This window comes from Microvirga splendida (assembly GCF_016427565.1).
Lineage (GTDB): Bacteria > Pseudomonadota > Alphaproteobacteria > Rhizobiales > Beijerinckiaceae > Microvirga > Microvirga splendida.
The window spans coordinates 87,569-110,554 of sequence record NZ_JAELXT010000005.1 but is presented as its reverse complement, the minus strand read 5'-3'; the positions used below and the strand labels follow the sequence as shown (position 1 = coordinate 110,554).

The 22,986-nt window shown below is 63.9% G+C and carries 21 protein-coding genes and 1 tRNA gene; 10 read left to right on the top strand and 12 right to left on the bottom strand.

The genetic code is table 11. From position 1 onward, the window contains the following. Positions 1-5: 5 nt before the first annotated feature. The 7 genes from JAO75_RS07315 to JAO75_RS07285 form a co-directional block, all read right to left on the bottom strand. Positions 6-1,646 carry a long-chain-fatty-acid--CoA ligase gene (locus JAO75_RS07315; protein WP_425523164.1) on the bottom strand — a complete coding sequence of 547 codons (1,641 nt, stop codon included), beginning with the start codon at positions 1,644-1,646 and terminating at the stop codon, positions 6-8. A gap of 40 nt (positions 1,647-1,686) precedes the next feature. Further along, positions 1,687-2,166, bottom strand: a complete 480-nt coding sequence (locus tag JAO75_RS07310) for a PaaI family thioesterase (protein WP_199047898.1) — start codon at positions 2,164-2,166, stop codon at positions 1,687-1,689. 68 nt (positions 2,167-2,234) lie between these two features. Continuing rightward, a complete protein-coding gene (locus tag JAO75_RS07305) occupies positions 2,235-3,401 on the bottom strand; it encodes an ABC transporter substrate-binding protein (RefSeq protein ID WP_199047897.1) in 1,167 nt (388 codons plus the stop codon). Between the two features lie 115 nt (positions 3,402-3,516). Beyond that, positions 3,517-4,224, bottom strand: coding sequence for an ABC transporter ATP-binding protein (locus JAO75_RS07300; RefSeq protein WP_199047895.1), 708 nt, complete (start codon positions 4,222-4,224; stop codon positions 3,517-3,519). After that, entirely contained in the window at positions 4,211-4,975 is a 765-nt protein-coding gene (locus tag JAO75_RS07295; RefSeq protein WP_199048098.1) for an ABC transporter ATP-binding protein, read from the bottom strand. Before JAO75_RS07295 ends, JAO75_RS07300 begins: the two co-directional genes overlap by 14 nt. Further along, the gene (locus JAO75_RS07290) at positions 4,968-5,984 is read right to left on the bottom strand and encodes a branched-chain amino acid ABC transporter permease (RefSeq protein ID WP_199047893.1); all 1,017 of its coding nucleotides are present in this window, start codon (positions 5,982-5,984) and stop codon (positions 4,968-4,970) included. The genes JAO75_RS07295 and JAO75_RS07290 overlap by 8 nt, the downstream gene beginning before the upstream one ends. Further along, a complete protein-coding gene (locus JAO75_RS07285; protein ID WP_199047890.1) occupies positions 5,981-6,847 on the bottom strand; it encodes a branched-chain amino acid ABC transporter permease in 867 nt (288 codons plus the stop codon). Before JAO75_RS07285 ends, JAO75_RS07290 begins: the two co-directional genes overlap by 4 nt. 431 nt (positions 6,848-7,278) lie before the next feature. Between JAO75_RS07285 and JAO75_RS07280 the strand changes: the two genes are divergently transcribed. Next, a complete protein-coding gene (locus tag JAO75_RS07280; RefSeq protein ID WP_199047888.1) occupies positions 7,279-8,571 on the top strand; it encodes a TetR/AcrR family transcriptional regulator in 1,293 nt (430 codons plus the stop codon). Here the strand turns inward: JAO75_RS07280 and JAO75_RS07275 are convergent. The 3 genes from JAO75_RS07275 to JAO75_RS07265 all read right to left on the bottom strand — a co-directional run bounded on the left by JAO75_RS07275 (position 8,469) and on the right by JAO75_RS07265 (position 12,840). Further along, positions 8,469-9,467 (bottom strand): alpha/beta fold hydrolase, encoded by a 999-nt coding sequence (locus JAO75_RS07275; RefSeq protein WP_199047887.1) that lies wholly within the window; start codon positions 9,465-9,467, stop codon positions 8,469-8,471. The two genes, JAO75_RS07280 and JAO75_RS07275, sit on opposite strands and share 103 nt — an antisense overlap. 18 nt (positions 9,468-9,485) lie before the next feature. Beyond that, entirely contained in the window at positions 9,486-11,555 is a 2,070-nt protein-coding gene (locus JAO75_RS07270) for a 3-hydroxyacyl-CoA dehydrogenase NAD-binding domain-containing protein (protein WP_199048097.1), read from the bottom strand. 82 nt (positions 11,556-11,637) lie between these two features. Beyond that, positions 11,638-12,840: an acetyl-CoA C-acyltransferase gene (locus tag JAO75_RS07265; RefSeq protein ID WP_199047885.1), complete on the bottom strand. Its 1,203-nt coding sequence runs from the start codon at positions 12,838-12,840 to the stop codon at positions 11,638-11,640. Positions 12,841-13,102: 262 nt separating this feature from the next. Here JAO75_RS07265 and JAO75_RS07260 point away from each other — a divergent pair, with 262 nt between their 5' ends. From JAO75_RS07260 to JAO75_RS07225, 8 genes are all read left to right on the top strand, one after another. Continuing rightward, positions 13,103-14,116, top strand: a complete 1,014-nt coding sequence (locus tag JAO75_RS07260) for an NADPH:quinone oxidoreductase family protein (protein ID WP_199047883.1) — start codon at positions 13,103-13,105, stop codon at positions 14,114-14,116. A 5-nt stretch (positions 14,117-14,121) separates the two neighbouring features. Beyond that, positions 14,122-15,786 (top strand): dicarboxylate--CoA ligase PimA, encoded by a 1,665-nt coding sequence (gene pimA, locus JAO75_RS07255; RefSeq protein ID WP_199048096.1) that lies wholly within the window; start codon positions 14,122-14,124, stop codon positions 15,784-15,786. A 47-nt stretch (positions 15,787-15,833) separates the two neighbouring features. Next, complete coding sequence (pimC, locus tag JAO75_RS07250) at positions 15,834-17,030, top strand: pimeloyl-CoA dehydrogenase large subunit (RefSeq protein ID WP_199047881.1); 1,197 nt, start codon at positions 15,834-15,836, stop codon at positions 17,028-17,030. A 120-nt stretch (positions 17,031-17,150) separates the two neighbouring features. Next, on the top strand, positions 17,151-18,299 hold the full coding sequence (locus tag JAO75_RS07245) for an acyl-CoA dehydrogenase family protein (RefSeq protein ID WP_199047879.1): 1,149 nt from the start codon (positions 17,151-17,153) through the stop codon (positions 18,297-18,299). A gap of 12 nt (positions 18,300-18,311) precedes the next feature. Then, positions 18,312-19,553, top strand: a complete 1,242-nt coding sequence (locus JAO75_RS07240; RefSeq protein ID WP_199047878.1) for an acyl-CoA dehydrogenase — start codon at positions 18,312-18,314, stop codon at positions 19,551-19,553. After that, a complete protein-coding gene (locus JAO75_RS07235) occupies positions 19,550-20,314 on the top strand; it encodes an SDR family NAD(P)-dependent oxidoreductase (protein ID WP_199047877.1) in 765 nt (254 codons plus the stop codon). Before JAO75_RS07240 ends, JAO75_RS07235 begins: the two co-directional genes overlap by 4 nt. A gap of 69 nt (positions 20,315-20,383) precedes the next feature. Next, positions 20,384-20,563: a YqaE/Pmp3 family membrane protein gene (locus JAO75_RS07230; protein ID WP_199047876.1), complete on the top strand. Its 180-nt coding sequence runs from the start codon at positions 20,384-20,386 to the stop codon at positions 20,561-20,563. A 534-nt stretch (positions 20,564-21,097) separates the two neighbouring features. Next, a complete protein-coding gene (locus JAO75_RS07225) occupies positions 21,098-21,430 on the top strand; it encodes a hypothetical protein (protein WP_210340189.1) in 333 nt (110 codons plus the stop codon). A gap of 439 nt (positions 21,431-21,869) precedes the next feature. On the opposite strand, the gene JAO75_RS07220 is transcribed toward JAO75_RS07225, so the two are convergent. After that, a complete protein-coding gene (locus JAO75_RS07220; protein ID WP_199047874.1) occupies positions 21,870-22,352 on the bottom strand; it encodes a MarR family winged helix-turn-helix transcriptional regulator in 483 nt (160 codons plus the stop codon). A 192-nt stretch (positions 22,353-22,544) separates the two neighbouring features. Here JAO75_RS07220 and JAO75_RS07215 point away from each other — a divergent pair, with 192 nt between their 5' ends. Continuing rightward, the gene (locus tag JAO75_RS07215) at positions 22,545-22,898 is read left to right on the top strand and encodes a hypothetical protein (RefSeq protein WP_199047873.1); all 354 of its coding nucleotides are present in this window, start codon (positions 22,545-22,547) and stop codon (positions 22,896-22,898) included. Positions 22,899-22,901: 3 nt separating this feature from the next. Here the strand turns inward: JAO75_RS07215 and JAO75_RS07210 are convergent. Continuing rightward, positions 22,902-22,978 (bottom strand) — tRNA-Arg (locus JAO75_RS07210). Positions 22,979-22,986 lie beyond the last annotated feature (8 nt).

Genomic DNA, 22,986 nt, shown 5'->3' with positions numbered 1-22,986 from the left:
GCCGCTCACGCGGCCGTGGGAAGGACATAGTCCTTCAGGATCTTGCGCAGCTCCAGCTTGGAGATCTTGCCTGTTGCCGTCAGCGGAATGCTCTCGACGAAAAGTACGTCGTCCGGCACCTGCCAGCTCGCGACCTTGGTGGTGAGATAGGCCAGGATATCCTCCTTGGCGGGCTTCGCATCGGGCTTCGGCACCACCACGAGGAGAGGCCGCTCGCCCCAGCGCGGATGCGGCATGGCGAGCACGGCGCAATTGGCGACACCCGGCGCACCCAGGGCCGCGTTCTCCAGATCGATGGAGGAGATCCATTCGCCGCCGGACTTCACCAGATCCTTGGTGCGGTCCACGATCTGGAGGAACCCGTCCGGCGTGATCTTGGCGACGTCGCCCGTCTTGAACCAGCCTTCGGCATCGAGAGCCTGTGCCGTGGCAGCCTCGTTGTTGTAGTAGCCCGAGGCAACCGCAGGGCCGCGCACGCAAAGCTCGCCGAAGACCTCGCCGTCCTTCGGCAATTCCTTGCCGTTCTCGTCGACGATCTTCATGTCGACCGTGAAAAGGCGGCGGCCCTGGCGCACCTTGATCGCAACCTTCTCGTCGAGCGGCAGCTGCTCCATATCCGGTCCCAGCATGCCGAACGTGCCGATGGGGCTCATCTCGGTCATGCCCCAGCCGTGGCAGACGCTGATGCCGTAATCCCGCTCGAAGGCTTCGATCATCGGCTGCGGCGCTGCCGAGCCGCCGATGATCACATCGGTCAGGCCCTCGGGCTTGCGGCCTCTCTGCTTCATCTCGTGCAGAAGCCCGAGCCATACGGTGGGCACGCCCCAGCTGTTGTCGACCTTCTCGGCATCCATGAGGTTGAAGAGGCTCGCGCCATCGAGCTTCGCGCCGGGGAAGATCAGCGAGGTGCCGGAGATGGGCGCCGAATAGGGCAGCGCCCAGGCGTTGACGTGGAAGAGCGGCACAACGGGAAGGATCTTCTTGCCCATGCCGAAATAGCGCGAGGCGCCGATCACGGACGTCATGGCGTGGATCACCTGCGACCGGTGCGAGTAGAGCACGCCCTTGGGCTCGCCCGTGGTGCCGGAGGTGTAGCTCAAAGCCGCGGCGGTGTTCTCGTCGAGGTCCGGCCAGGTGATCGTGTCAGGCTGTCCCGTCAGCAGATCCTCGTAGCACAGGAGGCCGTCGAGCCCCTCCTGCGCCGGCATGGTCTCACGGCCGGTCATCGCCACGAAGGTGATGTTCTGGGGCAGCTTCGGCCGCAGGGCGGCGACGAGTGGCGCGAAGGTGATGTCGAAGAAGAACGCCGTGTCCTGCGCGTGATTGATGATATAGACGAGTTGCTCGGGGAACAGGCGCGGATTGACCGTGTGGCACACGGCTCCGATGCCTGAGATCGCGTAGTAGAGCTCGAAATGCCGGTAGCCGTTCCAGGCAAGCGTTGCGACGCGGTCGCCCGGTTTGACGCCGAGCGCGCGCAGGCCATGCGCCAGCCGGGCGATGCGCTTGTGGATGTCCTTGTAGGTGGTGCGGTGAATGCCGCCCTCGGTCGCCACCGAAACGATCTCGGTGTCGGCGTGCACCTCCGCGGCCAGATCGATGATCGCCGGGATCGACAGCTGTCGATCCATCATCATTCCCTTCAACATCGTTTCTTCCCTCCGGTTTTTGCTTATTGTCAGGAATTTATCGGTCGCTCGAAACTTGTCCAGCCTGCCGCAGGGGCGGCATCGAGGCCTGATCCAGAACCGCGATGGTGGCGAGCGCAACCGCCGTCTGCTTCTCGCGCCCATCCTTTTCGGTGAAGACATCCGCCGCCACGATGATCATGCGGCTGCCCGGCTTGACCACCCGGGAGCGGCAGATGAGCCGGTCCCCATCGGCCGGCGAGAACAGGTTGAGCTTGTATTCGGCCGTGAGGACGCCCTGCCTAGGCTTGAGAACGGTCGCGGCCGCAATGGTCGTGCCGTTGTCGATCAGGAAAGCCGTGACGCCGCCGTGAAACAGGCTGTGCTGCTGAAGCAGATCATCGCGGCGGGCCACGGAGATCGTCGCGGAGCCGGGCGCCAGTTCGTCGATCTGCGCCCCGACGAGACGCATGAATCCCTGCAGGGCCACCCGCTCCCGGATGCCGGCAGCGCGGGTATCGAATGGGATTGCATCCATGTGGATCGCCTGCCCGTCTGCGAAAGAAGCAGGGCCGGCTTCGGGGCTGGCCCTGCTCATCAAGGGTCTTATTGGCCGAGGCTCGCCGCCTCGACGCTTTCGACTTTGCCGTCCTTGACCACGCCGACGACGATGTTGGCATTCGTGCCGCCGCGCTCGTCCACGCTGGTGATGCGAGCCGGGTTCTTCTCCGGCGGCAGCTTGCCATAGGCTTCGCTTAGCTTGGCGTGGATCGCCTTCGGGTCGGAAACGGTGCCGGCGAGCTTCATGGCCTCAGCCACTGCGTTAAGGGTCGAGTAGTGGTAGGAGGCTTCCGTGCCGGGGTTGCGGTCGTACTGCTTCTTGAACTTCGCGATGAAGTTTTCCGTGCCGGGACGCTTGTCGTAGATCAGCGGCAGAACGCCGACGGCGCCCTCCAGCATATCCATGCCGCCGATGACGGCGGCCATCTCGTCGAGCTTGGCTTGATCCATCACGGCGAAACCGCCCTTGAAGCCGAGCTCCCGGGCCTGCTTGGCGACCAGCGCCGTCGGCTCGGAAGCGCCACCGATGAACAGCACGTCGGGGTTGGCGGCCAGCACACGGCTCACGCCGCTGTAGAAGTCCGTATCCTTGTTGTAGGACATCGGGTTCTCAGCCACGATCTGGCCTCCGGCCTTGGTCCAGGCGGGACCGAAGAGCTGCGCCCAAGCCTTGGCGTAGTCATGGTCACCGCCGGCCATGGCGAGCTTCTTGCCGAAGTTCTTCATCTGCACATTGATGAAGGGCTGCACGTAGCCCGCGAAGGACGGCGGAATGCGCAGGGTGAGCTTGTTGCCGCGCTCCGTCATGTTCGGCACGCTGGTGTAGGCGCCGAGAATGAAGTTGTCCTGCTCGTTGAAAGCCTGGATCGCGAAGGCACCGCCGGAATGCGGCGTGAAGATCATGGGCGTGTTGTTCTGCGCCTTGAGGCGCTTGGCGTTCACGGCCGCCTCGCTCGGCGAGTACTTGTCGTCGAGCGCCACGATGTTGAACTTGTATTTCTTGCCGCCGACATCGAAGCCGCCGGCATCGTTGATCTCCTTCGCGGCCATCTCGAGGCCGACCAGGGTGTTCTTGCCATAGAGCGCGGCGCCGCCGCTGAGCGGGCCGGTATAGCCGATATTGACGGTCTCCTGAGCCGATGCGACGGACGCGAAGCCGGCCGCGAGCGTCACTGCGCCTGCGGTGTGAACCAGGTGTTTCCAAAGAGCCATTTGTTTTCCTCTCCTCTTGTTCTTTCTTCATGGGGCGGGAGTTCGACCGTGATCGGCTCCCGTCTCTCTCTTGGCGAGCCTTTGGGGCTCGCAGGCTTCCACAACCGGCGCCGGGTCAGGCGCCGATATAGGCTTTTCGAACACGCTCGTCGTTGAGCAGGGTGTCCCGGTCGCCCTCCATGACGATCCGGCCGCTCTCGATGACATAGGCGCGGTGGGCGATCTGCAGAGCCGCATAGGCGTTCTGCTCGGCGAGCAGCACCGTGGTGCCCTTGTCGTTGATCGCCTTGATGACGCCGAGCACCTGCTTGACCACGAGCGGCGCAAGACCGAGCGACGGCTCGTCCAACAGCAGAACCTGCGGCCGCCCCATCAGGGCGCGGCCGATGGCCACCATCTGCTGCTGGCCGCCGCTCAAGGAGCCGGCCATGTCATGGCGCTTCTCGTACAGAATCGGGAACATCTCGAAGACCTGATCGAGGATCTTCTCGGATTCCTTCTTGTCCTGGCGATGCACATAGGCGCCGAGAAGCAGGTTCTTGCGCACGGACATCTCGGGGAAGAGCTTGCGCCCCTCCGGGCAATGCACAACGCCGGACTGGACGATCTGGGACGGCTTGCGGCCGGCGATGTTCTGATCCTTGAACCAGATGTTGCCACGGCTGAGCTTGCGCAATCCGCTGATGGCGAGGAACAGGGAGCTCTTGCCGGCGCCGTTGGCGCCGAGCATCACCACGAGTTCCCCTGGCTCAGCGTGGATCGAGATTCCGTCGAGTGCCCGGAAGCTGCCGTAATTGAGTTGCGCTCCCTCAAGCCGCAGCATAGTCCGCTCCCAGATAGGCTTCGATCACGCGCTGGTCGGACCGGATCTGCGCGGGTGTTCCCTCGGCAATCATCTCGCCATGGTCGAGCACCACGATCTTGTCGGCAAGGCTCATGATCATATCCATCTTGTGCTCGATCAGGCACACGGTCAGCCCCTTGCGGATCATCTTCCTGATGAGTTCGGCGAGCCCCAGGGTCTCCTCGGGATTGACGCCGCCGGCCGGCTCATCGAGCAGCACGATCTTCGGATCGGTGGCGAGCGCCAGGGCGAAGGCGACGCGCTTGCGCTCTTCCTGCGAGATGTCCGCCGCCAGATGGTGCGCCACGGAGGAGAGCCCGACGAAATCAAGCACCTCTTCGGCCTTGGCCCGGCAGCGATGCTCGTCTTCCCGTAAGCGGCTCGTGTTGAGCACCACGTCCCAGAAAGTCGATGTGGTGCGCAAGCGGTGCCCGACGATGAGGTTGTCGAGCACCGTCGCCTTGTCGAACAGGGTGGTCGACTGGAAGGTGCGAGCGACGCCGAGCTTCGCGACCTGATCGGGCCGCAGGCCAGTCACGTCCTGCCCGTCGAAGATGATGCGACCGGATGTTGGCTTGTGATAGCCGCTCACCAGATTGAAGAAGGTGGTCTTGCCGGCGCCGTTCGGGCCGATGATCGCGTTGATGCGGCCCTTGTCGAAGGTGGTGGTCACATCGCGAACCGCCGTCAGGCCACCGAACCGCTTGGTCAGACCCTGGATCTCAAGCATTGGTGCCGACCTCCTGCTGCGGGCCCACCACGGAACGCTGGAGGCGCCGGTCCTGCACGGAGGCCGCAGCCCGACGTGCCTGCCTCTCGCGCCAGTAGCCGATCAGGCCCTGCGGAAAGAACATGACGAGGAGAATCAGGAGGGGACCGAACACGATCATCCGGAAATCCTGCAAGAACTGCAGGGACTGGGTGAGCCAGGTGAGCAGAATGGCCCCGAGCAGCGGCCCGAACAGGGTGCCGATGCCACCGACGAGGATGAAGGCGATCATGTCGAAGGTGTGGCTCTCCAGCGCCATGGCTGGACCGATGAAGCGCACGAAGCCGGCATAAAGCGCACCGGCCATGCCGGCGTAGAACGTGGAGAGCACGAAGGCGAGAACCTTGGTGCGCATCAGGTTGATGCCAAGCGTCTCGGCAAGATCCTCACCGTTGCGGATGGCGATGAAGGCGCGTCCGAGCAGCGAATTCACGATCCGGCTCATGAGCCAGAGGCTCACCACCAGGAAGAACAGCACGAGGTAGTACTGCGCCCAGGTGTTGTCGAAGCGGATCGGTCCGACGCCCGTGGGGGCCGGAATGTCGATGATGCCAACTGTTCCATGCGTCAAGGCATCCCACTTCTCGATGATGAGATAGATCATGAAGCCGACGCAGAGGGTGAAGATCGAGAAGAAGTGCCCTTTCAGCCGCAGCGAGAGCAGACCGGCGAAGAATCCGATGATGGCGCTCAAGGCTCCGGCGACCACGAAGGCGACCCAATAGGGCACGCCATAATCGACGGTGAGGATGCCAACCGTGTAGGCGCCAATGGCCATGAAGCCCGCATGGGCCAGGTTGAGCTGGCCCGTATAGCCCAGGATGAGGTTGAGGCCCACCGCGGCGATCGCCATGATGTAGGCGAGCGACATCACGTAGATGTAGTAGTCGTTCGCGGCGAGCATCGGGAAGACGATGGCCAACACCAGCAGGACGGCGAGAAGAGGCTTTTGCCAGGTCTTCGACATCATGCCCGGGCTCCGCTGGGAAAGAGGCCCTGGGGCCGGAATGACAGGATCAGGACGAGCAGCGCGAAGGCGATGATGTCCTTGTAGTTCGTGGAGACGTAGAAAGCCCCGAAACTTTCGGCGAACCCTATCACCAACCCACCCACGATGGCGCCCGGGATGCTGCCCATGCCGCCCAGGATGATGATCACGAAGGCTTTCATGATCACGAGGTGTCCCATGGACGGATAGATCAGGTTGATGGGCGCAAAGAGTGTCGCGGCCACAGCCGCGAGTGCGCCGGAGATCGCGAAGGTGATGACCGACACCTTCGTGGCATCGATGCCGACGAGAGAGGCTCCCTCACGGTTCTGCGCCATGGCGATGATCGTGGAGCCGGTGAGCGTGCGGGTCAGGAAGAGATGGAGCACGAACATCAGCCCGAACGCCGCCGCGATGATGATCAGGCGCTGCGCGGGGGCGACGAGATCAAAGAGGCGCACAATCTGCGGATAAGGCGGTGCGAGACGGTGGAACTCCGCACCCCAGATCGCCTGAATGCCCGCCTCCAGAAACAGGAGAAGGCCGATCGCCGCGATCATGTCATGCAGTGGCGGCGCGTTGCGCAGGCGATGGAAGATGAAGCGGTCCGACAGAACCGCGAGAAGGGCCACGACGAGCGCCGCTCCGGCCATGGCGACCCAGTAGTTCGCACCCAGCGAGCCGACGAGGTAAAAGGCCATGTAGGCGCCCACCATGTACAGGGCGCCGTGGGCGAAGTTAGGGATATGGAGGATCCCGTAGACGAGCGTCAGGCCGAGGGCCACAAGGGCATACACGCTCCCGAGCGTCAGCCCGTTCAGAACCTGCTGAAAAAAGATATTCAAGGAGCCGCGTCCTCCTCCTGGGCTCCGGGCTCCCGTGCTCGACCGCGATTTCCCGCCTGGCTGGGGCAGGAACGGAGGACCTGTGACTTGCGGCACCGGACCCTCAAACCGGACGAACCGGGCTCCTCGGATCGTTTCCTCTCGAATGAACGGTACGGTCCTTTTCAGGGTCGTATCGCCGGCAGAGCTTCATTGGCCCTGTCCTGTGTCTGGAAGGAGACTGACACGAGACCATGGCCTCGTCAACGGATCATGGAAGCAGAATTGCACCGATTTCCGGCAGTCCCGAATTCGGTCTCGACACCCTCTTAGAATAACCGGTACAGTCGGAGTGTTGCACGCGCGGCATCGCTCCGGTCACCAATTCGTGTTAGGAGCTCAACCACGGGCGGCCTTGAGCCTGCCCTCGGGCCAGGAGCCACGAAACTGCCATGACGCCGACCTCCAACGCTCTTCCGCGCCAGACCAAGCGGTACGAGCAGAAGCGACAGGCCATCCTCGATGGGGCCGTCCAGCTCTTCAACCAAAAGGGATTGAAGGGGACGACCTTGGCCGATGTGGCCCAGAGCGTCGGACTGATCACCAACAGCGTCACCTATTATTACCGCAAGAAGGAGGAACTGGCGACGGCCTGCCTCCTGCGCTCCATCGAAGCGCTGGATGCACTCATCGCCACCGCCCTGCAACGGAAGACGCCGGAGGAGCGCCTGCGGTCGATCCTGCAGCTCTATTGCGAGAGGCTCGCGGAAAGCGCCTCGGGAGATCGGCCGCCGCTCATGAGCTTCAGCGACATGCGGTCCCTGACCAGCCCGCACATGGAGCTGGTGTTCGACACCTACAACCAGTTGTTCCGACACCTGCGCAGCCTGTACGATCTCGAGGGCGCGCCGCCCTTAAGCCGCGCCGAGAAGAATGCGCGGGCCCACCTGCTGATCTCCGTCATGCACGGTGTCCGGCACTGGATCGACCATTACGAGCCTCAGGATTACCGGCGCGTTGCCGACAGAATCAGCGATATCCTGATCCACGGGCTCGCCACGCCGCAATCGGCATGGCACCCTACGGTGCTGCCGCAGATGACCTGGCCCTCGGCCGAGGAGGTTTCGCCCGAGGCCTTCCTGCGTTCGGCCACCATCCTGATCAACGAGCAGGGCTACCGCGGGGCTTCCGTGGAGAAGATCTCGGCCCGGCTGAACGTGACCAAGGGCTCGTTCTACCATCACAACGACAACAAGGACGATCTCGTGACGGCCTGCTTCGAGCGCACCTTCGCGGTGGTGCGGCAGGTCCAGCAGGCGGCGGAAGCGGATGGGGACACGGGCTGGGATCGTCTTTGCACCGCAACGAACGAGCTGATCCGCTACCAGATCTCCGATCAGGGCCCGCTGCTGCGCATCTCCGCCTTCAGCGCCCTGCCGGAAGGCCTGAGGGGCCAGACGAAGCGCACCATGGACCGGCTGGCCCAGCGCTTCGGCAGCTTCGTGGTGGACGGCATGGTGGACGGCTCGATCCGCCCGCTCGATCCTTTCGTGGCGGCCCACGTGGTCGACAGCGCCATCAATGCGGCGGCGGAGCTCGAGCGCTGGATTTCAGGCGTCACGCGGGAGACGGCGGCGGATATCTATGCCCGACCCCTGTTCGTCGGGGTGTTCTCGCCGGAGGCGGAAGCCGAGGCCCAGCCGGCCAGCACGGCGCGCAGCGCCGCGACTAGCGCGAGAGGCTGATCGATCGGCACATGGTGGTAGGCTTCGGGGATGTCGATCACCGGGGTGCCGGGCGGCAGAATGGTCCGCATGCGCGCGATGTCTGCCTCCTGCATCAGTGTCGAGCGGGCGCCCAGCAGAACCGCGAGCGGACATTTGGGAGCCGCCAGGGCCGGAGCCGGATCCTCCCATTCGTAGTCGCGCCACAGATATGGATCGAAACGCCATGTCCAGCCGGACCCTTCCGGCGTCTCGACCTGGGTCAGCGACGTCCGGGCAATGAAATCCCCGATGAACAGATTCTCGCACGGTTGCGCAGGCACGAGCCGGAAGCGCTGAAGGGCATCCTCGAGGGTCGAGTAGATCTTGTGGGGGCGCATCTCCCAGGCGGCCCCCTTCTCCTTGCGCTCCTTGCGACGCTCGGGGGAGAAGATCGGCGTATCGATGATGATCCCGCCGCCCAGGCGCTCCCCGTGCCGCGCGGCGGCCTCGATGATGGGAAAGCCCCCGAAGGAGTGGCCGATGAAAACGGGCTTGATCTCGCTGTCGAACAAGCCGGTGGCACCGGCAACCGTCATCGCCTCCTGGACGAAGATATCGAAGGAATAGCGCTCCCGTCGGTCCGACCCGCCCATGCCCGACCAGGAGAGGGCCGTGCAGCGATACGCGCTTGAGAAGAACGGCGCGATGAAGCTCCACCAATCGGCATGGGCCCCGTTGCCGTGCAGGAGCAGGAGACCGGGCCTGCCGCGCTCGCCCCAGGTGAGCGTTTCGATCCTGACGCCTGCCGCCTCGGTGAAGCCCCGCTCCGGCGCATGGGCGAGAGCCTGCCTGAACCAGTCCGGCGCGCTCGGGCGCGCGCCGGCCAGCGGTGCAAGCAGCGTCTGACGCCGCGGTTCGGGAGCCGTGTCGTTCATGTCAGGAGCGACCCTCGTTCAGAGATCGCGAAAGCCCTTGCCCTCGGCAACGAGGCGCTCGAGCAACGCAGCCGGCTTGAAGTCCGCTCCGTATTGCGCCTCATAGGCGCGCAGCCGGTCGAGCACTTTGCCCAAGCCTACCTGCTCGCCGTAGAACATCGGGCCGCCGCGATAGACTGGCCAGCCATAGCCGTTGATCCACACGATATCGATGTCGGAGGACCGGATGGCGATGCCCTCCTCCAGGATCTTCGCGCCCTCGTTGATCATCGTGTAGACGCAGCGCTCCAGGATTTCCTGATCGGAAATCTCCCGGCGCGTGATGCCCTTCCTGGCCGAGAGATCGAGGATGATCTGCTCCACCAGCTTCGACGGCTTGGCGTTGCGGTTCTCGTCGTAATCGTAGAAGCCCGCGCCAGTCTTCTGACCACGGCGATCCTGCTCGCACAGGATCTCGCGCGCGGTCTCGCCCTTCGAGGTCTCGCGCGACCAGCCGATGTCGAGGCCGGCAAGGTCCGCCATGGCGAAGGGGCCCATGGGGAAGCCGAACTCGTAGAGCACCCGGTCCACATCCCACGGCATCGCGCCTTCAAGAATCAGGCGGTTGGCCTCGCGCTGGCGCGGCTCGAGCATGCGGTTGCCGACGAAGCCGTGGCACACGCCCACCAGCACGGCGATCTTGCCGATCTGTCGGCCGAGCTGCATGGCGGTGGCGACCACCCGCTTGTCGGTCTTCTCGCCGCGCACCACCTCCAGCAGCCGCATGATGTTGGCCGGCGAGAAGAAGTGCATGCCGAGCACGTGTTCCGGCCGCTTCGTCATCGCGGCGATTTCGTTCACGTTGAGATAGGACGTGTTGCTGGCGAGAATCGCCCCGGGCTTGGCGATGGCATCGAGCTTGGAGAAGATCTCCTTCTTGATCGCCATGTTCTCGAACACGGCCTCGATGATGAGGTCGCAATCGGCGAGATCCTCCAGCTTGAGGCTGCCGGTGAGGAGCCCCATGCGGCGCTCCACGTCGTCCATGCTCATGCGGCCCTTCTTGGCCGTACTCTCATAGTTGCGGCGAATGACGCCGAGACCCCGCTCCAGGGCTTCAGGCTTGGCCTCGACGATGGTCACGGGCAGCCCCGCATTGGCGAAGTTCATCGAGATGCCGCCGCCCATGGTGCCGGCACCGATCACGCCGACCTTCTTCACCGGCAGGGTCGGCGTGTCGTCGGAGATATCCGGAATCTTCCAGACCTGGCGCTCGGCGAAGAACACGTGACGCTGGGCCGCCGATTGCTCGCCGCTCACCAGTTCCTGAAAGAGCTGGCGCTCCAGCTTGATGCCCTCGTCGAAGGGCCGATTCACGGCCGCCTCGATGCAGCGGATGTTGTATTCCGGCGCCTGGAAGCCCCGGAACTTGCGGGCATTCGCCTTGCGGAAAGCCTCGAAGATTTCGGGCTTGCCGCGGGCTGCCGCGATCTTGTCGTCGAGGTCGCGCACCCTCTTCAGGGGCCGATTTTCGGCAACCACTTTGCGCGCAAAGGCGATGGCGCTGGCGAGCAGGTCGCTCTCATCCACGAGTTCGTCGACGATGCCCATCTCCTTGGCGGCCTTCGCCGAGATCGGGCTGCCGGACGTGACCATCTCCATGGCACGCTCCGGGCCCACGAGACGCGGCAGGCGCTGCGTGCCACCGGCGCCTGGCAGCAATCCGAGCTTCACTTCCGGAAAGCCGCATTTCGCTGAAGGCACCGCCACGCGGTAATGGCAGGCGAGCGCCGTCTCCAGTCCGCCGCCGAGCGCCGTACCGTGGAGGGCGGCGACCACCGGCTTTGTAGAGGCTTCGATGAAGTCCACCACCTCGGGCAGCATCGGCTGCTTCGGCGGCTTGCCGAACTCGCTGATGTCGGCACCGGCGAAGAAGGTGCGGCCCTCGCAATGGAGCACCACGGCCTTGACGCTCGCATCCGCTCCGGCTTGCCGGATGCCTTCCACGATGCCTTCGCGCACCTGTGCGGAGAGCGCGTTTACGGGAGGCGAGTTGACGGCGAGCACGGCGATCTCGCCATCGCGTCTCAGTTCGACGACGGGATTGATGCGGGTTGCGGAACTCGTCTCGGCCGCGCTGCTCATGCTGCTCTCCTCCCCTGATTCGGTGCGTTTGTCTTGAAGACGTGTCTTAGTAGATCTCGAAGAGACCGGCAGCCCCCATGCCGCCGCCCACGCACATGGTGACGACGCCGTACTTCGCGCCGCGGCGCTTGCCCTCGATGAGGAGGTGCCCGGTCATGCGCGCGCCCGACATGCCATAGGGATGGCCGATGGAGATGGCGCCGCCGCTCACGTTGAGCTTCTCGTTGGGAATGCCGAGCCGGTCGCGGCAATAGAGCACCTGGCAGGCGAAGGCCTCGTTCAGTTCCCAGATGTCGATGTCGTCCACCGTCAGGCCATGCTGCTTGAGCAGTTTCGGCACCGCGAAAACCGGACCGATGCCCATCTCGTCCGGATCGCACCCGGCCACCGCCATGCCGCGATAGGCGCCGAGCGGCTGCAGGCCGCGCCGCTCCGCCTCTTTCGCCTCCATCAGGACGGCCGCCGAAGCGCCGTCCGACAGTTGCGAGGCGTTGCCCGCCGTGATGAAGCGCCCTTCCTTCACGCGCAGCCCGTCCTTGAACACCGGGTTCAGCGCCTGCAGGTCCTCAAGCCGCGTCTGCGGGCGGTTGCCCTCGTCCTGCGAGAGCGTGATCTCCCGATGGGAGGTGGCACCTGTGGACTTGTCGACCACGACCATGCTGGTCGTCATGGGAACGATCTCGGTGGCAAAGCGCCCTTCGGCCTGCGCCTGAGCGGTGCGCTGCTGCGATTGCAGGGCGTATTCGTCCTGCGCTTCGCGGGAGATGCCGTAGCGGTCGGCCACGGTCTCGGCCGTCTCGAGCATGGTCATGTAAAGCGCCGGAACCGTCTCCACGAGGGCGGGATCCTTGGCGCGGTAGCGATTCGCATGCTCGTTCTGGACGAGGGAAATCGACTCGAGGCCGCCGCCCACCGCAATGCCGATCCCGTCGACGACGATCTCTTTTGCCGCCGTGGCGATGGCCATGAGGCCGGAGGCGCATTGCCGGTCCATGCTCATGCCGGCAACGCCGGTCGGCAGGCCCGCGCGCAGGGCGGCCTGACGGGCAATATTCGACCCGGTCGAGCCCTGCTGCAGCGCTGCCCCTATGACGACATCACCGATCTCGCCCGGATCGATCCCGGCGCGCTTCACCGCCTCGGCGATGGCATGGCCGCCCAGCGCCTGAGCCTGGGTGTCATTGAAGGCGCCGCGATAGGCCTTTCCGATGGGGGTGCGGGCCGTGGAAACGATGACAGCTTCACGCATCTTGGGATCCTCCCTGGATCGCTGGGGCCGTTGCAGCCCTTCATTCCAAGCGACCCGACGCCGGCGGCGGCGAGCGCTCCTTAACGTTATCTGGCGTTATTAATGACAAAAGCGGTATGTTTTTGTCTAGCCCAAATCCTTTTGAAAATATGAGGAAAATTCACGCCGCTAAAGTTTTTCGAAAAATCGGCTTGCATCTGGAAACGGCAGAGATACCCTACCTCCAATAAATATTAGGCGCTTTCCGGGGAGGAAGCGAAGGATGCTGGCCCTACTCAGCAAACAGCCGGGCGGACCCGAGACGCTCGTGCTGGAATCCGTGGCCGAGCCCAGCCTGAAGCCGGGCGAAATCCTGCTGGCCGTCAAGGCCTGCGGGGTGAACTATCCCGACGCGCTGATCATCGAAGACCGCTATCAGTTCAAGCCCGAGCGCCCCTTCGCGCCGGGCAGCGAGGTCTCCGGCATCGTCGAGGCGGTGGGCGAAGGCGTGTCCTTCCTGAAAGCCGGCGACCGGGTGATCGGCTCCTGCGGCTGGGGCGGCATGGCCGAGAAGCTGGCCCTCCCGGCGGACCGCTGCATCCCGATGCCGGACCCCATGCCCTTCGACGACGCGGCCGCCTTCGTCATGACCTATGGCACTTCCTACCATGCCCTCAAGGACCGGGCCGGGCTGAAAGCAGGCGAGACCCTGCTGGTGCTGGGCGCGGCGGGAGGCGTGGGGCTCGCGGCCGTGGAACTCGGCAAGGCGATGGGGGCCAGGGTGATCGCCGCCGTCTCCTCGGATGAGAAAGCGGCGCTTGCGAGAAAGCACGGTGCCGATGAGAGCATCGTCTATGCGTCCGGCCCCTTCGACAAGGACGGCCTCAAGGCTCTGGCAGAGCAGTTCAAGAGCGTGTGCGGCCCAGAGGGCGCCGAGGTGATCTATGACCCCGTCGGCGGTGATTATTCCGAAGCGGCCCTGCGCGCCATCGCCTGGGAAGGGCGCTTCCTCGTCGTCGGCTTTCCGGCCGGGATCCCGAAGCTTCCCCTCAACCTGCCGCTGCTGAAATCCTGCCAAATCGTCGGCGTGTTCTGGGGCGCCTTCGCCAGACGCGACCCGAAGGCCAACGCGACGAACCTCCAGGAGCTTCTTGATCTCTACGCAGGCGGGAAAATCAGGCCGGTGATCTCCGAGCGCGTGCCCCTGGCCCGCGCCGGCGAGGCCATCGCGGCCTTGAGCGCGCGCAAGGCTCTTGGCAAGATCGTCGTCACCATGGACGGAGCGGACGCATCATGAGCCGGATGGCCTTTCCCTGGGAGCGCTCCTATCCGCCCGGCGTCCGCTGGGATGCTCCCATCGTGCCGTCGACGCTGCCGCAGCTCCTCGATGACGCGGTGACGGCCTATGGCAGCAGGCCCGCCATCGAATATCGGGACCGGCCCATCAGCTACACCGAGATCGGCCGTCAGGCCGATGCGTTCGCCGCTGCCCTCCTCCGCTCAGCAGTCGACCCGACGGGAGCGGTCGCGCTCTATCTGCCGAACACCCCCTATCATCCTTATGCTTTCTTCGGCGCCGCCAAGGCCGGGATCCGTCTCGCTCACCTGAGCCCGCTCGATGCCGAACGGGAGCTGGCGCACAAGCTGCACGACAGCGGCGCACGCGTTCTCGTGACGACCAATCTCGCCAACATGCTGTCCATGGCGCTCAAGCTCCTGGACGCCGGCCATGTGGACCGGCTGATCGTCGGCGAGGATGCCGTCTGGGGACCGTGCCCGGCGCCTGTGATGCCGATCCCGGAGCGGCCCGACGTCATCACCTTCGAGGCTTTCACGCGCGATGCGGCTGCGCCCCAGCAATGGCCGGAGATCAAGCCGGACGACATTGCGCTGCTGCAATATACCGGCGGCACCACCGGCACGCCGAAGGGCGCCATTCTCACCCACGGCAATCTCACCGCGGCGGTCGCCATGTACGAGGCGTGGTTCGGCCCGCAGCTGAACACACGCCCCGGTGAGCAGAAAGTGATCTGCACCCTGCCACTGTTCCACATCTTCGCCCTGACCACGATCCTGCTGCGACAGATCAAGAACGGCAACGAGATCCTGCTGCGCCTGCGCTTCGATCCCGAGACGACGCTCCGCGACATCGAGGTGAAGCGGGCGACCGCCTTTCCGGGCGTTCCCACCATGTGGATCGCACTGGCCAATTATCCGGGCATCGAGAACCGCGATTTCTCCTCGGTGATTCATTTAAGCTCCGGTGGGGCGCCCCTGCCGGTCGAGGTCGGGGAGCGCTTTCATCGTCTCACGGGACAGCGGCTTCTCGGCGGCTGGGGCATGACGGAGACGTCTCCCGCCGGCACGAACCTGCCGCTCAAAGGGCCGCCGAAGCCGGGCTCCATCGGCATTCCCATGCCGGGAGTCGAGCTCGACATCGTGTCCCTCGACGAGCCCCGCCGGGTGCTCGGGGTGCGCGAGACCGGCGAGCTTCGCGTCCGCGGTCTCAACGTCAGCCGCGGCTACTGGAACAAGCCTCAGGAGACGGCCGAGGCCTTCACCCCCGAGGGATTTCTCACAGGCGACATCGGCTATCGCGACGAGGACGGCTACTTCTTCATCGTCGACCGGCGCAAGGACATGATCATCTCCGGCGGCTTCAACGTTTACCCGCAGATGATCGAGCAGGCGGTCTACGAGCACCCGCAGGTCGAAGAAGCTCTCGTGATTGGCATTCCGGACACCTATCGGGGCGAGGCCGCCAAGGTGTTCGTGAAGCTGAAGAACGGCGCGCCCGGTTTCACCCTGGAAGAGCTGCAGGCGTTTCTCGCCGACAAGATCGGCAAGCATGAGATGCCGGCGGCACTCGAAATCCGCGACGCCCTTCCACGCACCTCGGTCGGCAAGCTGTCGAAGATCGAGCTGCGCGATGACGAGCGACGCAGGGCGGAGAACGCCGCCCCATGACCAGCCATCCCCGTTTCACTCATTTCTCTGTCTAGAGGATATCGCCCATGGATCTGCGCTTCACCGATGAGGAGCTCGCCTTCCGCGACGAAGTTCGCGAATTCTTCCGCACCGCCCTGCCCGACTCAATCCGCCGGAAAATGATCGAGGACCATCATCCGAGCAAGGACGACCTTGTCACCTGGAGCCGCATTCTCAACGCCAAGGGCTGGGCCGTGCCGCATTGGCCGGTGGAATGGGGCGGCACCGGCTGGAGCCCGGTGAAGCAGTACATCTTCCGTGACGAGCTGCAGCAGGCTCCCGCCCCTGAGCCGCTCGCCTTCGGCGTCAGCATGGTCGGCCCGGTGATCTACACCTTCGGCAACGAGGATCAGAAGCGCCGCTTCCTGCCGCGCATCGCCAATCTGGACGATTGGTGGTGCCAGGGCTTCTCGGAGCCCGGCGCCGGCTCCGACCTCGCGTCGCTCAAGACCACGGCGAAACGCGAGGGCGATCACTACGTCGTCAATGGCCAGAAAACCTGGACCACGCTGGCCCAGCATGCGGACTGGATCTTCTGCCTGGTGCGCACGGATTCCGCCGTGAAGAAGCAGGAGGGCATCTCCTTCCTGCTCATCGACATGAAGACGCCGGGGATCACCGTGCGTCCGATCCAGACCATCGACGGCGGACACGAGGTCAACGAGGTGTTCCTGGACGACGTGCGCGTGCCGGTCGAGAACCTCGTCGGCCAGGAGAACAAGGGCTGGGATTATGCCAAGTTCCTGCTTGGCAACGAGCGTGTCGGCATCGCCCGCATCGGCATCTCGAAGGCGCGCCTCAAGCGCGTACGCGAACTCGCGAGCCTCGAGCGCATCGGGGACGTTCCGCTGATCGAGATCCCGCGTTTCCGCGAGAAACTCGCCGCCGTCGAGGTGGAGCTGAAGGCCCTCGAGATGACGCAGCTGCGCGTGGTCGCCGCCGAGAGCCGGCGCGAGAAGGGCAAGCCCGATCCGGCCTCCTCGATCCTCAAGATCAAGGGGTCCGAGATCCAGCAGGCCACGACCGAGCTGCTGATGGAGGTCGTCGGCCCCTTCGCCATGCCGTACCAGCCGGAGGAAGAGGGCCGCAACGAGCCCACCGACGGACCGGATTGGGCGAGCACCGCCGCGCCGACCTATTTCAACTGGCGCAAGATCTCGATCTACGGCGGCTCGAACGAAATCCAGAAGAATATCATCGCCAAGGCGATCCTGGGGTTCTGACGATGAATGTCATCCCCGGCGGTCCGAAAGGACCGGGAAGGGGATCCACCCGCACACTCGAATTGATGGATTCCCTTCCCCTCCGCTGCGCTCCGGCCGGGAATGACAAGGAGACACAACATGGACTTTGATCTCAGCGAAGAACAGCGCCTTCTGAAGGACAGCGTCGATCGCCTGATGGCGGACCGCTACGACTTCGAGAGCCGCCAGCTTTATGCCAAGGAGCCGGAGGGCTGGAGCCGGGCACTGTGGAGCGCCTATGCGGAGCTGGGCCTTCTCGCCCTGCCCTTCGACGAAGCCCATGGCGGCTTCGGCGGCGGCCCGGTGGAAACCATGACGATCATGGAGGCGTTCGGGCGCTCGCTGGCGCTCGAGCCCTACCTCGCCACCGTCATCCTCGGCGGCGGCCTGCTGCAGCACGGCGGCAGCGAGGAGCAGAAATCCACCTACCTGCCGCAGATCGCATCGGGCGATCTCCGCCTCGCCTTCGCGCATACGGAACGGCAATCGCGCTACGATCTCTTCGATGTCGGCACGACGGCACAACGTGACGGCGGCAGTTTCGTTCTCAATGGTCAGAAGAACGTCGTTCTCCATGGCGACAGCGCCGACAAGATCCTGGTGACCGCCCGCGTCGCAGGCTCACGTCGCGACCGTGACGGCATTGGCCTGTTCCTCGTCGATGCCAATGCGCCCGGCGTCTCCCGACGCGGTTATCCCACACAGGACGGACAGCGCGCCGCCGAGGTGACGCTGGAATCCGTGCGCGTCGATGCCGAGAATGTCATCGGCAACCCGGAAGGCGCCTTGCCGGTCGTGGAAAAGGTCACCGACATCGCCATTGCGGCGCTTGCGGCCGAGGCCATCGGCGCCATGGACGAGATGCTGAAGCTCACGGTCGACTACCTCAAGACCCGGAAGCAGTTCAACACCACCATCGGGTCGTTCCAGGTGCTGCAGCACCGCTCCTCCGAGATGTTTATCGCCGTCGAGCAGGGGCGCAGCATGGCCATGTTCGCCGCCATGATGGCCCAGGAGCAGAATCCGGAAGAGCGGCGCAAGGCAATCTCGGCCGCGAAAGTGCAGATCGGCCGCTCCGGCCGCTTCGTCGGACAGCAGGCGGTCCAGCTGCACGGCGGCGTCGGCATGACCATGGAATACAAGGTCGGGCATCTCTTCAAGCGCGTGACGATGATCGACACCCTGTTCGGCGATGCCGATCACCATCTCTCCAAGCTTGCAGAAACCGGCGGCCTCATCGCAGCCTGACAGGAGACGTCGATGCTGTTTCCCATAAGCCCACGGGCTCAAGAACTGCGCCACCGCGTCACGGAATTCATGGAGGCCCACGTCTATCCGGCCGAGGAGGTGTTTGAGCAGCAGCTCAACGCCATGCCCAACCGCTGGGGCGTGGCGCCGGTCATGGAGGATCTGAAGGAGCGCGCCAAGGCTCAAGGGTTGTGGAACCTGTTTCTCCCTAAGCGCCACTATCCGGACTCCCTGTCGAACCTCGAATACGCCATGGTCTGCGAGATCATGGGGCGCTCCCCCATCGGGGCGGAACCATTCAATTGCTCCGCGCCCGATACGGGAAACATGGAAACCCTGATCCTCTATGGCACAGAGGAGCACAAGGAGCGCTGGCTCAAGCCCTTGATGGACGGCGAGATCCGCTCGTGCTTTGCCATGACCGAGCCGGAGGTGGCTTCATCGGACGCCACCAACATCCGCACCGAGATCCGCCGCGAGGGCGACGAATACGTGATCAACGGGCGCAAGTGGTGGACCTCCGGCGCCATGGACCCGCGCTGCAAGATCGCCATCGTCATGGGCAAGACGAGCCCGGATGCACCCAAGCACCAGCAGCAATCGATGATCCTGGTGCCCATGGACACGCCCGGCGTGACAGTGGTCCGCCCGCTTACTGTCTTCGGCTATGATGACGCGCCGCACGGCCATGCGGAGGTTCTGTTCGAGAACGTGCGCGTGCCCGCCTCCAACATCCTGCTCGGAGAAGGGCGCGGCTTCGAGATCGCACAAGGCCGCTTAGGGCCTGGCCGCATCCACCACTGTATGCGCTCCATCGGCTTGGCCGAGCGTGCGCTGGAGGCGATGTGCAAGCGGGCCCTCTCGCGCAGCACCTTCGGCAGGCAAGTGGCCGATCATGGCGTAACGCGCCATTGGATCGCCGAATCGCGCATGGAGATCGATCAGGCCCGCCTGCTGACGCTCCAGGCCGCCCGCATGATGGACGAGGTCGGCAACAAGGCGGCCCGTGCCGAGATCGCCATGATCAAGGTGGTGGCGCCGAACGTGGCGCAGAAGGTCGTGGACCGGGCGATCCAGGTCTGCGGCGGCGGCGGCGTATCCCAGGATTTCCACTTGGCTTACGCCTATGCGCGCGCCCGCGTGCTGAGGCTGGCGGACGGCCCCGACGAGGTGCATCGCGAGACTGTCGCCAAGATCGAACTCGCCAAATACAAGTCGGCCGACCGGCCGCACAATGCAGGGCCTGCCGCATGACCAACCCCTTCGATCTCACCGGAAAGGTCGCCATCATCACCGGCTCGAGCCGCGGCATCGGCCGCTCCATCGCGGAAACCATGGCATCGCTTGGCGCGAAGGTCGTGGTGTCGAGCCGCAAGATCGAGGCTTGCGAGCCTGTGGTCGAGGGCATCTGCGCAAAAGGCGGCGAGGCCATCGCCATTGCCTGCAACATCTCGCGCAAAGCGGAAGTCGAAGCGCTCGTCGCCGAGACGCGGGAGCGGCTCGGGCCGGTCGACATCCTGGTCTGCAACGCCGCCGTCAATCCCGTCTACGGCCCCATGAGCGGCCTGACAGACGAGGCCTTCGACAAGATCATGGGCGCGAACGTGAAGAGCAATCTCTGGCTCTGCAACCTCGTCATTCCGGAGATGGCCGAGCGGGGCGGCGGCGCGGTCGTGATCGTGTCGTCGATCGCGGGCCTGCGCGGCACCGGCGTCATCGGCGGCTACGGCATCTCCAAGGCGGCGGACTTCGCGCTCGCGCGCAATCTTGCGGTGGAATGGGGTCCGCACAACGTGCGCATCAACTGCATTGCGCCCGGCCTGGTCAAGACGGATTTCGCCCGCGCCTTGTGGGAAGACGAGCAGGCCCTGGAGCAGCGCAACAGCCAGACGCCCCTGCGCCGGATCGGCACGCCCGACGAGATCGGCCCCGTGGCGGCCTTCCTGGCCTCGTCGGCGTCAAGCTTCATGACGGGCCAGACAGTCATCGTGGACGGTGGCGTGACGATCGCATGATGGGCCGGGGATGGAACAGGAGGGGCACGATCCCGTTCCCCTCCTGATCTCAACCAGCGATCCGAGCCCATGGGAAACCTGCTTCGCATCATTCTTGCCATCGTCCTGCCGCCCGTCGGGGTGTTCTTCACCGTAGGCCTGGGCGGACAGTTCTGGCTCAACATCCTGCTGACGATCCTGGGCTACATCCCGGGCATCATCCACGCGGTCTGGATCATCGCGCGCCGGAACCCTCAGCTCTCCCGCTGAAGCTCTCGCCCCTCCTTGTGCTGGAGCGCACACCGCGGGACCCGTAGTTCGAACGGAGCCCAGGTTCAGTCGTTTCTCTTCCGCAGGTGCCGAGATCCTCGCGCCGCGACGAGAGAAAACCTTTCATGACGATCCTCGATCCCATCTCCGGCCGCCAGATCACGCTCGATCCCTGGAGAAGCCAGACCGGCGGGAATGCTTACACCGGGAAAGAGCACCAGGTGCTAGCAGGCGAGACACCCTGCGTTGGAGAGCGGTCCAAGTCCTCCGCCCACACATCCCCCATCCACTCGCCCCAGCCTTCCGTCCGTGATCGCGCGAAAGCCTGACTCACTGAGTGACTTGCCGCGCGTGTCGCGATCCAACCCTGGGATTTCCTCCTCAGGCTCAAAGACCATGTTCTCAGAGAACTCTTAGAGGGCAGATCCCGCGCATTTTCTCACGTGTGAGGCAAGGTGCCGCGATGCGGCCATGGGCTGGAACCCTCCTTGGCGAGCGGGCGTTCATCGCGATTGTTCATAAGGGATTGAACCCATGAGAAAGATTGCTCTTTTGGTTGCGGCCACGATTGGCTCCGGTCTTGTTGCAAGCACACCCTCGATGGCTCAGCCGACGATCCAGTTCGGCCTCGGCCCCGATGGCCGGCCTCAGATCGGCGTTCGCGATCCTCAGCAGGAGGAACGCGAGCGGCGTGAGCGGTGGCGCGACCGCCGGGAGGCCGAGCGTGCTTACGAGCAGGGCCGGCGTGACGCTCGCCGCGACGAGCGGCGCTATGGCGCTTACGAAGAAAACTGCAGGAATGTCACGATCGTGGATCAGGACCGCTGGGGTGGTTCGGTCACGCGCCGGGTCCGTCGCTGCGACTGACCACTTCCAAAGCCCCCGCGTGCAGGCCTGTCGTTCGGCACATGCGGGGGCTTTCCGCTCCCTGCCGTTTTCTCTGCCAAGGTTAGTCTGAGGTTAACTTTAACGCTCCTAGGATCGGGACTCCAAGGTGAAGGAGCCCCACGATGCGTACCCTCAAGAACTCGCTTGTCCTGCTTGTGTCGGCTTCCGTGCTGGGCCCGTTCTTCGTGATCTCAGCCTACGCCACGACGATCCTGGCCTCCGCCTTCATCGGTCAGTAGTAGGATTATTGGAGAGACAGGAACCGCCCGGGCAGTGACGGGCCGTTGTGACAAGGCAAGGTCCACGCTACCGGGGAACCACTATGAGCGGTGTTGAACGACAGGCTCAGGGATTCTTGCATTGCAAGCTGAAGGCAGGAGGCGCCGATCTTCGGCGGCGGTCGTTCTGTCCCTAAGGTCTAGCCATCGATCTCCGTAGATTGGTGAGCATCCAGGTTCTCGCGGAGTCTGTCGAGTTGATCCTTCAGGGCGCTCAGTTCGTGGGCCGGTAGACCCGTCGCGCAGAGTAGCTCATTCCAGAGATTCATTGCCGGCGTTCTCAGATCATGGCCTCGTTTGGTCAGGCTCACCCGTACCTGACGCTCATCCTGAGGGTCTCGCGTTCGCTGGGCGATTCCGGCGCTCTCAAGTCTCTTCAGCAACGGCGTGAGAGTTCCAGAGTCGAGGTGGAGGGGCTGACCCACCTCTTTGACGGTCAGATTATCTTTCTCCCAAAGGACGAGCAGCACCAGATATTGCGGGTACGTCAACCCAAGCGGGTCCAGCAGTGGCTTGTAGACTCGGTTGAAAGCGTGCGCTGTCGCGTAAGTGGCGAAGCATATATGGCTTGCAAGCCTCTGGATTGTACTTTGGTTGCCCAAAGGCGGCCTCTTCCCTGACATGCCTATCCTCACATTGACCTATCACCACTATTATATCGTGCGCTATCTAATTGTTCAATAGTCGAATTGTGCGCAATTTAATATTACACTATCAAAACCCAGCTGGTTGCGTTTTGCCTTTGATCGCTGCCCTCCAAAGCTCCCCTTGGTCAACCCGGGCTGTGAGGCGCCATTTCGATTATGGAGAATTTTATGTCGCAGCCCTTCGCGGCGTCTGGCTATGCCGAGGCGCCAATTGCCCCCTGTCACGATTGGATCGAGGAGCAGATCATTAGGGCCTATGTCCGGCTCGTCTTCGCTCTGGACCCGCAGAATGGCTACCGCACGATTACTATCATGCTGGTTGGTGATGTCGAGGTACGGCTTACTGAGCTTTGCCAGGACTACGACATGCCAACTTTCCCGCCGTTTTGGGTGGAGCTTTACTGTCGTACGAGCAAGTCAGTCGTTGCTTACTGCAACGGCTATGAGTTTGACGAAGACGAGATTGCTGCTGCTGTAGAGCTTATTATCTCAGCTTACCAACGTCTTTCCAACTTGCACTAAGAATGGCGCACCCGACACGATTCGAACGTGTGACCTTTGCCTTCGGAGGGCAACGCTCTATCCAGCTGAGCTACGGGTGCTTGCGGCG